This window comes from Verminephrobacter aporrectodeae subsp. tuberculatae At4 (genome assembly GCF_000193225.1).
Taxonomy (GTDB): Bacteria; Pseudomonadota; Gammaproteobacteria; order Burkholderiales; family Burkholderiaceae_C; genus Acidovorax; species Acidovorax aporrectodeae.
The window spans coordinates 1-1,461 of sequence record NZ_AFAL01000697.1 but is presented as its reverse complement, the minus strand read 5'-3'; the positions used below and the strand labels follow the sequence as shown (position 1 = coordinate 1,461).

2 protein-coding genes are annotated in these 1,461 nt (G+C 66.5%); both read right to left on the bottom strand.

Annotated features, from left to right (window positions below; genetic code table 11):
- Positions 1-66: 66 nt before the first annotated feature.
- Entirely contained in the window at positions 67-1,143 is a 1,077-nt protein-coding gene (locus VTU_RS0119595) for an alpha/beta hydrolase (RefSeq protein WP_010107718.1), read from the bottom strand.
- 116 nt (positions 1,144-1,259) lie between these two features.
- A partial coding sequence (locus VTU_RS28805) for a flagella basal body P-ring formation protein FlgA (protein ID WP_010107717.1) occupies positions 1,260-1,461 on the bottom strand: 202 nt, incomplete at its 5' end.

The window sequence follows — 1,461 nt, the reverse complement described above, 5'->3', positions numbered from 1 at the left end:
AGGACGGAGGGCACGGCGGGTTAGCGGCCCTTGGCCCTTTTTTACCGGGTGATGCGCGGCTCAGGCTCATCGGGACAGCCCCTTCGCCACCAACCAGTTCTGGACCCTTTGCGCAATCTCGTCCGAATTGCGATCCATCATCAGCATGTGCGAGTTCCCGTGCACGCCAAGCTTCGGCAGATCGATGCGCGTGGCGTCGGTGCCCTGCTGCTGAAGGGCTTTTTCAAAGCGCTCCAGGGTTTGGCTGGCCCGGGTCCAGAGGGTCGCGCGGTCCAGGTAATCGCCCCAGATGAAGAGGAACGGAATCCCCTTCAGCGCAGACAAATCCACCTTCTCCGGGTCCGGTGACCCCGAGGGCTCGATGGCGACCACGCCCCTGATCTTGTCCGGCGCCCTGAGTGCCGCGTTGAAGGCGAAATTCCCGCCCTGGCTGTGCACGACGATCACGCACGGGCATACCTTCTGCACGTACTGGTCGTAGGCCGCCTGGGTCGCTGCGTCGTTGCTCGCCCAGCGGGGAATACCCTGCTTGGTGAATTGGTCAAAGGCTTCCACCGGGAACTGGGTGCCTTGCGCAAACACCTGGCGTTTGCCCGGGTCGGTGGCATACGAGCCTGGCGGGCCGATCCGGAACAACTCCCACGCCTCCTGCTTGGTGCGAAAGACCGGTTCGGTCTCGAAGATCTCCGGGTACCGTGCCCAGGACGCGCGGCCGCGCTCCACCGCGTCGCTCACGTAGACGTCGTGTCCGGCCTGGAGGAAGAAGCTCTGCCAGCCGGGTTGGCCGTCCGGTTTGGATTCCCAGGTGACGCCCGAGAGCCCACCGCCGTGCCACATGAGCAGCGGATAGCGCCCCTTGCGCGAGGCCGCGTCGAGCCGGATGTACTGCACGTACATTTGCCCGACCTCGAAATCGCCATTCGGATTCACGCGGCGCGGCGCCGCTCCGGCGGAGAAGACGAGTTCCTTCTCCGGCAAGCCGGACAGCGTCACCTGCCGCCCTCCGACGTGGAAGCTGCCGACCTCTTTGACCACCACGACCCGATCCGCCGGCGGCATGCGGCTCTGGCCGCCCTGCTGCTGCTGCGATGCGCAGCCTGATGCCAGCATGGCTGCGAGCACGATTCCTGAAATCAATTTCATGGCGTCTCCCGATCGACGTTCCCGTGGCCACAGCGGCTGCTGGGCGGCGTGATTGTCGACAATATTGGGATCCACGCAATGGCGCCGTGGAAGACACCACCCCGGCGGCCGCCGCGTCATTCCAGCGCCAGGTCCGCGCTGCTGCCATCCCGGACGACTGCGTTGACGATCCGGCCATTGTCCATGCGCACGCGCACCGTCTGCCCCGGCGCCCCGGCGGACAGCGCCTGCCCCGCCGCCGTGACGGCGTAGCCCGGCCCGCGTGCCAGCACCTTCACCGGGGCGCCTGCGGGCAACAGGTTTTGCGTGCGCAGCATG

Bases quoted from the DNA above. Each gene is read 5' to 3' on its own strand.
- VTU_RS0119595 (WP_010107718.1), bottom strand. From the start codon at position 1,143: ATGAAATTGATTTCAGGAATCGTGCTCGCAGCCATGCTGGCATCAGGC.